Source organism: Geoalkalibacter ferrihydriticus DSM 17813 (assembly GCF_000820505.1).
GTDB lineage: Bacteria > Desulfobacterota > Desulfuromonadia > Desulfuromonadales > Geoalkalibacteraceae > Geoalkalibacter > Geoalkalibacter ferrihydriticus.
This window is the reverse complement of the sequence record NZ_JWJD01000016.1, coordinates 1-7602: the sequence shown is the minus strand read 5'-3', so window position 1 is coordinate 7602 and position 7602 is coordinate 1. Positions and strand designations below refer to the sequence as shown.

The 7602-nt window shown below is 57.1% G+C and carries 8 protein-coding genes and 1 pseudogene; 2 read left to right on the top strand and 7 right to left on the bottom strand.

The window, feature by feature from the left end:
- Positions 1-418: 418 nt before the first annotated feature.
- Positions 419-649: an AbrB/MazE/SpoVT family DNA-binding domain-containing protein gene (locus GFER_RS17255; RefSeq protein ID WP_040101310.1), complete on the top strand. Its 231-nt coding sequence runs from the start codon at positions 419-421 to the stop codon at positions 647-649.
- Positions 646-1080, top strand: a complete 435-nt coding sequence (locus tag GFER_RS17250) for a type II toxin-antitoxin system VapC family toxin (protein WP_040101309.1) — start codon at positions 646-648, stop codon at positions 1078-1080. Before GFER_RS17255 ends, GFER_RS17250 begins: the two co-directional genes overlap by 4 nt.
- Positions 1081-1165: 85 nt before the next feature.
- Here the strand turns inward: GFER_RS17250 and GFER_RS17245 are convergent, their stop codons facing one another.
- The 7 genes and pseudogenes from GFER_RS17245 to GFER_RS19890 all read right to left on the bottom strand — a co-directional run.
- The gene (locus GFER_RS17245) at positions 1166-1591 is read right to left on the bottom strand and encodes a nucleotidyltransferase family protein (RefSeq protein WP_200889364.1); all 426 of its coding nucleotides are present in this window, start codon (positions 1589-1591) and stop codon (positions 1166-1168) included.
- A 1246-nt stretch (positions 1592-2837) separates the two neighbouring features.
- Complete coding sequence (locus GFER_RS17235) at positions 2838-3872, bottom strand: rhomboid family intramembrane serine protease (protein ID WP_040101307.1); 1035 nt, start codon at positions 3870-3872, stop codon at positions 2838-2840.
- 118 nt (positions 3873-3990) lie between these two features.
- On the bottom strand, positions 3991-5067 hold the full coding sequence (locus GFER_RS17230) for a protein-glutamate methylesterase/protein-glutamine glutaminase (protein WP_040101306.1): 1077 nt from the start codon (positions 5065-5067) through the stop codon (positions 3991-3993).
- Between the two features lie 17 nt (positions 5068-5084).
- On the bottom strand, positions 5085-5486 hold the full coding sequence (locus GFER_RS17225; RefSeq protein WP_040101305.1) for a response regulator: 402 nt from the start codon (positions 5484-5486) through the stop codon (positions 5085-5087).
- Between the two features lie 28 nt (positions 5487-5514).
- A complete protein-coding gene (locus GFER_RS17220) occupies positions 5515-6405 on the bottom strand; it encodes a response regulator (protein WP_082048157.1) in 891 nt (296 codons plus the stop codon).
- Positions 6406-6412: 7 nt separating this feature from the next.
- Positions 6413-7264 (bottom strand): CheR family methyltransferase, encoded by an 852-nt coding sequence (locus GFER_RS17215; RefSeq protein ID WP_082048156.1) that lies wholly within the window; start codon positions 7262-7264, stop codon positions 6413-6415.
- Positions 7257-7337, bottom strand: a pseudogene (locus GFER_RS19890) (hypothetical protein); the annotation flags it as partial. The pseudogene GFER_RS19890 and the gene GFER_RS17215, both read right to left, overlap by 8 nt.
- Positions 7338-7602: the final 265 nt, after the last annotated feature.

The window sequence follows — 7602 nt, the reverse complement described above, 5'->3', positions numbered from 1 at the left end:
AGTGGTCTGTTGCCATCGTACCGAAGGGATGCCGGGGGTGGTCAATTTTGGGTAATCACAGGGCCCCTTAACTGGTCAAATTTAGATTATCAAAACCAGGAGGCATACACAATTCTCCCGGTGGGAGCTCTGTAGTCATAAGAGGTAAAGCCGCGGATTATTTAAATGACAATTTCGCCTGGGGTTTCCGCTGCGTCATCAACACCGACCAACCGCTGCCGGTGAGCGAGGGGCGCTGAGGCTTGGCATAAACAAAGATCGCCGTTGAAGTTAGGCCGGATCGACTTCTAGATGATTTTTCCATTTGGGGCAGGGTGCTCATCCTAGGTGCAAAAGCAGCGACCCTGTCGCACCCAGATGCAGCTATTGACTGAACCCCTGCCTTGCTTTACATTATGGTAAAGCAAGGAGGGCGATCATGCCATACGCGAAGCTCAGCAGCAAATCACAGATCGTCATCCCGGCCGCTATCCGTCGCAAGTTGAGGGTCAGCCCCGGGGATACACTGGAGATGACCCTCAAGGACGATACGGTCACGATCCGCAAGGCGCCTGTTTCCTACCTGGAGGCGCTGGAGAGTTGCGCTTCCGACCTGTGGCGGGGTTCTGAAAAGGAGTTGCAAAAGGAGAGAGATCAGTGGGAAAGATGAAGCCGGATGCCCTGAAAATGGGAGAGCGGATCGCCCTCGATACCGTCACCCTGATCTACTTTCTGGAAAAACATCCGACCCATTACCCGACGGTCAGGGAGCTTTTCCGACAGATCGAGACCGGCCGGGTATCGGCGGTGATGGCCAGTCTGGTCTTTGCCGAGTTGCTGGTACCCGCCTACCGCGACGGTGATCTGGAGACGATCGAGAAGCTGACGGAAACATTGAGCAACTACCCTCATCTGGAAATCATCCCCCTGACCGCCGCGATCGCCGCTGACGCCGCCAGGTTGCGCGCCAGCTACGGCATCCGCACCCCCGACGCCATCCACGCCGCCACCGCCTTGGCCGGCAGAGCTGAAAGCTTTATTACCAATGACCAAGGTTTGGTTCGACTGGAGCCGGAATTAAAGGTCCGGTTGTTGGAGTAATACTTGGGCGGATCCGATCGGTGATTCTCTGAAGGCGCAGATCCCGGTGACGGAGGGGCTCTGCAAAACAAAAGAGAAATGTCCGCTAATTCCGGCAAATAGAAAAATAGCAAGCAGCGTCCCGCCCGACGCCGATGGTTTCGAAGCGTGCATCTTCAAAAATCCGCTTTCGCAGCACAGGGCTGACCGATTCAACGGTCAACAGATCGACCTGGCCGAACAGACTTTCCAGCAGTTCCGCCAGGTCGAAGAAGTGGTCGTAATTTTTTTCCCCGGGCCGAAATTCCACCAGAAAATCAAGATCGCTATCGGACCTCGCCTCATTGCGGACGGCCGAACCGAACAGACCGATGCGGCTCACGCCAAGACGGTACAGTTCGGATCGGTGATTGTTTATGGTCTTGAAAAATTCGTCCGATTTCACGGAGAACTCTCTAGTAACATAGGTTTGTTGAAAGTTTGTTGAAAATAACCCAATTCCAAGTTTCCGGCAACAGGCTTCTGGAAACAAGACCTTGGACACCCTCGCGAAACAAGTCACCGGCGACCCAATCTGACCAAAAATAAATCCGTCGCCTTTTTCTCCTTGTTCTCGGGACACAGGATAGGCTCGGCGCGCGTGGCAAAAACCGCATCATTGACGGACAGGGCGATTTTTCGTTCTGCGTGAACCAGAAGAAAGTTATGGCGACGATTTCACCCCGAAAAATTGGCCTATAAGCGTGAAATACGCTCCCTTTTAGGNAAAACCGCAACATTGACGGACAGGGCGATTTTTCGTTCTGCGTGAACCAGAAGAAAGTTATGGCGACGATTTCACCCCGAAAAATTGGCCTATAAGCGTGAAATACGCTCCCTTTTAGGCCTGTTTTGTTTAAATATCAAGGGGTTGGCTTGGTCCGACCCCGCAAAGAATTCACAAGTTCTGTCGGTATCGGCACCTTGACCGCACTGGCAGAGGTTCACAAAGAGTGGGTAAAGGAGGCGTTGCGCACCAATGACCTGGGGCGTAACGAGGCCTGGGCCAAAGCCTTGCTGTCGNACCGCACTGGCAGAGGTTCACAAAGAGTGGGTAAAGGAGGCGTTGCGCACCAATGACCTGGGGCGTAACGAGGCCTGGGCCAAAGCCTTGCTGTCGGTAGCGAGGCGTTTGTTCTCGGGACACAGGATAGGCTCGGCGCGCGTGGCAAAAACCGCAGCATTGAAGGACAGGGCGATTTTTTCGTTCTGCGTGAACCAGAAGAGAGCTATGGCGACGATTTCACCCCGAAAAATTAGCCTGTAAGCGTGAAATACGCTTCTTTTTGGGCCTGTTTTGCTTAAATATCAATGGGTTGGCTTGGTCCGACCCCGCAAAGGTCTACACNCGAAAAATTAGCCTGTAAGCGTGAAATACGCTTCTTTTTGGGCCTGTTTTGCTTAAATATCAATGGGTTGGCTTGGTCCGACCCCGCAAAGGTCTACACGGGACACAGGATAGGCTCGGCGCGCGTGGCAAAAACCGCAACATTGACGGACAGGGCGATTTTTCGTTCTGCGTGAACCAGAAGAAAGTTATGGCGACGATTTCACCCCGAAAAATTGGCCTATAAGCGTNCATTGACGGACAGGGCGATTTTTCGTTCTGCGTGAACCAGAAGAAAGTTATGGCGACGATTTCACCCCGAAAAATTGGCCTATAAGCGTGAAATACGCTTCTTTTTGGGCCTGTTTTGTTTAAATATCAAGGGGTTGGCTTGGTCCGACCCCGCAAAGGTCTACAATGCCTGCCTCGCGCTCTCAAAGCGCCTGGCCCAGGTTTCCATGGCGGCGGCATCGCCCTTGCGGGCGTAGAGAGAGAAAAGGGCGCGGCAGATTTCAGCGTTTTCGGGTTCACGGGCGGCAATCTGGAGCCAGTTTTCCTCGGCACCGCCGAAGTTGCCTTGCTCGAAATGCAGCAGACCGAGGTTGTAGCGTGCGGGATTGTTGTCCGGAGCCAGCTCGAGAACTTTCTGATAGTGGGCCAGTTGCACGACGACATCTTCGGACGTGTAGGCCTTCCAGTAATGCCAGTCGGGGTTGAGGACCGGACGATAGAGATAGACGCCGCACATCAGCAGTGTCGCCAACAGAACGCCCGCCGGCAACATGCGCCCTGGCCGGGACCAGGAACGCGTGCGCCGATGGACTTCAAAGGCGATCAAGCCGAAGAGCAGACCGGCCAGATGGACGACGTTGCCGATGGCCACCAGGCCGGCGAGGGTGATGAGCGGGCCGATGGCCAGCCAGGAGTAGAACAGTACCCGCGTCGGCCCGTCGCACACCCGACGCGCCGCCTTGTGTGCGGGGCGCAGGCGATCGAGATAGCCGAACATGAAATAGACCAGCCCGGAAAGCCCGATGCCCCCCACCTCCCAGGTGAGATTCCCGGCCATTCCCACCACCCAGCCCGCCGTTACCAGCAGTACCAGGTAACGCCGTGAGCCGATCAGAGCTTCAAGTACCGGCGAGAAACGCAGCACCCAGTAGATGTTGAACAGATAGTGGAAGATGTTGTTGTGCAGCAGGCTGTTGATCCACAGCCGCCACAACTCACCCTGCCAGAAGAGCGGGCCGTCACCCCAGCCGAAGGCAGCCAGAACGCCGATGGTACTATTGCGCGCGGTAAAAATCAGGGTGAGACTTAAAACCGAGGAGGCAATGAAAAGAACGGACGAAACCGGCGCATCCACCTGAAAAGTGAAGGACGGCTCGGTCTTAGAGGAACACCGAGGAGAAGCGGACTGCGCGGACCGACCAGATCCTTCGCCCATGCTCTACTCCCCTCTGCAAAGAGGAACAGCTCAAACCGTATACTGCATGAAAAGAGTATAGCCGACCATCCCCAATCGGCAAGATTCAGCGCGAACAACAAAGGACAAACAACCGCCCTTAAACCATCCGCAACACCTCTGCGGCAATTTTTTCCAGAGGCAGAACCTTATCCACTCCTCCATGCTTGACCGCCTCGTTGGGCATGCCGAACACCACGCAGGTCGCTTCATCCTGAGCGATGGTCCGCGCCCCGGCATCCTTCATCTCACGCATGCCGCGCGCACCGTCGTCACCCATGCCGGTCATGATGATTCCCACGGCGTTGGCTCCGGCATAACGTGCGGTCGATCGAAACAGTACATCCACCGAGGGGCGATGGCGCGACACCAAGGGGCCGTCCTTGATCTCCACATAGTAGCGCGCGCCGCTGCGTTTGAGCAGGCAATGGCGGTTTCCGGGGGCGATAAGCACCCGTCCCCGCAGCACCGTGTCGTTATCCTCCGCCTCCTTGACGGACACCCGGCAGAGGCTGTCGAGGCGCTGGGCGAAAGTGGCGGTGAAATGTTCGGGCATGTGCTGCACCACGACAATGCCGGGCATGTCGAGAGGCAGTGCTTCCAGAAACACCCGCAACGCCTCGGTGCCTCCCGTCGAAGCGCCGACCACCACGACTTTTTCCGTGGTGGCGATCATGGCTTTGGAACTCACGACGGGCAGTATCGCGTCGGCAGTGAGCTTGGGCGAAGCCTCCAGGGTGCGCGCCGACAATTTGACCAGGCGCGCGCCCGCGGCAGCCTTGACCGCGTCGCAAATACGCACCCTGGACTCGGCAAGAAACTCGCGGGTGCCCAAACGCGGCTTGGTGATGATATCGACGGCGCCGTATTCCAGGGCCTTGAGCGCGGTTTGCGAACCCCGCTCGGTGAGGCTCGAACACATCACGACCGGAATCGGATGCTGGCTCATGATCTTCTGCAGGAAGGTGAGCCCATCCATGCGCGGCATCTCGACGTCCAGCGTGATGACATCGGGAAGTTGCTTTTTGAGGCGTTCGGCCGCAACGAAAGGATCCGACGCGGTGGCGATCACCTCAATCCCGGGATCGGAACTGAGAATGTCCGCCAGAGCCTGACGCACCACCGCCGAATCATCGACGATCAGCACCTTGATTTTTTCAGCGCCCCGATCCTTCATCCTTCATCCCTTATCCCTCATCCAACGATCACCTTGCACTCGCGCAGTTTTTCCAACAGGGTCTTTTTATCGATGGGCTTGACCAGGTAATCCGTGCAGCCGCCGCGATAAAAGGCTTCGACCACGTCACGGGGCTGATCCAGAGCGGTGGTCATGATCACTCGCGCTTCATGGCGTGGAGCAACCCCCAACTCGCCTTCGCGCCGACGAATAAGTTTGAGGACATCCTGCCCATCCATTTCGGGCATCATGATATCCAGACAGATGAGCCGATAGGGCCGTCCGTCGCGGTGTGCCGCTTCAAAAGCGGCCACGGCCTCGGCGCCGTTCACCGCCAGATCGCATTCGCCAAGGTTTTCGAGAAGTTTATGCATCAAACGGCGGCTGGTAAAATCATCTTCGACGATCAGAATGCGCATTTTTTTGTCCTTTGTCCCTGGTCCTTGGTCATTTGTCTTCTGCCCCCTCCTGCTTTGCGTAGCGTTCTACGAGGGCCAGGAGTTCCTGGATTTTGAATGGCTTAGTCACGCAATGATTTAATCCGGCGGCGAGAAAATGTTCGCGATCTTCATCCCAGGCGTGGGCCGTCACGCCGATGATGGGGATTTGGGGATCAGAGCGCAAACCTTCACCGCGGCGGATGATCTGGGTCAGCTCGACGCCGTCCATGAGCGGCATCTGCATGTCGACAAGGATGATGTCGTAAGTTTCCCGGGCCAAAAGTTCCAGTGCCTCGCGCCCGTTTTCAGTCGTGGCCACCTGATGCCCGCGTTTGCCGAAAAGGGTCTGCACCAGTTTCTGATTGACCGGGCTGTCTTCCACCAGCAGGATGCGCTGAGAAACCGGCGCCTTGCCCGTGGACAACCAGGCCTTGGTGCGGCGGGGGAAGCCGAACACCCGGCCGCACAGAACCTTGCTCACGGCATCCTGCAGATCGACCAGGCGCAGGGGTTTTTCCACGCAGAAGGCACCGGGCAGCGCCGTGGACTCCGGCGGCGGGCAGGGCTCGCCGTTGAGAAACAGAATGGGCGTGGCGGCCAGGGCCGTCTCTCCCGCCAGAGTACGCGCCGCCGCAGCGCCGCGCGCGCAGGTCCGATTGAGGTCGATAATGATCAGATCGAAGCGACACGCCTCGGCCAGGGCCTGCCGCGCCCGCATCAGCGCTTCGGAACCGCTTGAAACGGCAAGACACACTCCCCCCCAGAGAAGAATCATCTCCTCGAGCAGCTCGCGGCTCTCCTCACCGTCGGCAACAACCAGCACCCGCCGACCACTTAAATCAGGCAGGTAGCTCTTGCAGCCGGACAGACAATTTGCTGAAGGGGGGGCGCTCACCATGACGTTTTCATTGCCTCCGATAAACCGTGGGCGCCACCTGCACGAGCGGCACGTCGAAGCCGTGCAGAGACTCGGAGTGTCCGAGAAACAGATAGCCGCCTTTATCGAGATGACGACAGAACTTGTGCATGAGACGCTCCTGAGTCGGCTTGTCGAAATAGATAATGACGTTGCGACAGAAGATCATCTGAAAGCGCTCTTGAAAACCGAAATCCTCATCCATGAAATTGATGCGCCCGAACCGCAGCAGGGCGCGCAGGGTCGCATCCATGCGTACCAGACTCGCCTTGGGGTCGCGGCTGCGCAGCAGATACTTCTTGCGCAACGCCGATGGAATGGGGGCGATGCGCTCCTCGCTGTACACCGCGCGCCGGGCGTGGTCGAGCACGCGGGTGGAAATGTCGCTGGCGAAAATTTCGTAGCGACCGGCCTGCTCGGGACGCGTCTCTTGAAATTCGCGCAGCACCATGGCCAGAGTGTAGGGTTCCTCACCCGTGGAGCAGCCCGCGCTCCATATTTTGATTTTGCCGTTGCCGCCGCGGCCCAACTGGGGCAGCACCACCTGGGACAGGAACTCGAAATGGGCGGGTTCGCGAAAAAAATCCGTCTTGTTGGTGGTGACCACATCGATCATGTGCACCAACTCCTGCGCATGCCCCGCCGGACTGAAGAGAAACTCGCAATAGGCGCGATGATCCGCTAACCCCAGGGCACGCAGGCGCTTCTGCAGGCGGCCTTCGAGCATGGTGCGCTTGACATCGGACATCTTGATGCCGACCTGCGCGTAAATAAAATCGCANTAACCCCAGGGCACGCAGGCGCTTCTGCAGGCGGCCTTCGAGCATGGTGCGCTTGACATCGGACATCTTGATGCCGACCTGCGCGTAAATAAAATCGCAAAGCCGCTTGAAATCCTGATTGGTCAGTGACATGGGCGCCTACTTCGAAATCAATGGGACACAAATAACCCAATAAATCTTTTCTCACCGCAGAGAGCGCAGAGAGCGCTGAGGAAAGAACCCTTCATGCATTCTTTGCGTTCTCAGCGATCTCTGCGGTGAGAGTTCTTCCAGTTTTTTTCTTAATAAGGCTCGAACTCGTCGTCGAGCTTGTCGTTTTTAGCGTTCATGTCCAGAGCCACGCCGCCTTTGCCATAGCCATCCTTTGCGGGCACGGCCCTCTTGGCCACCGGCGTCG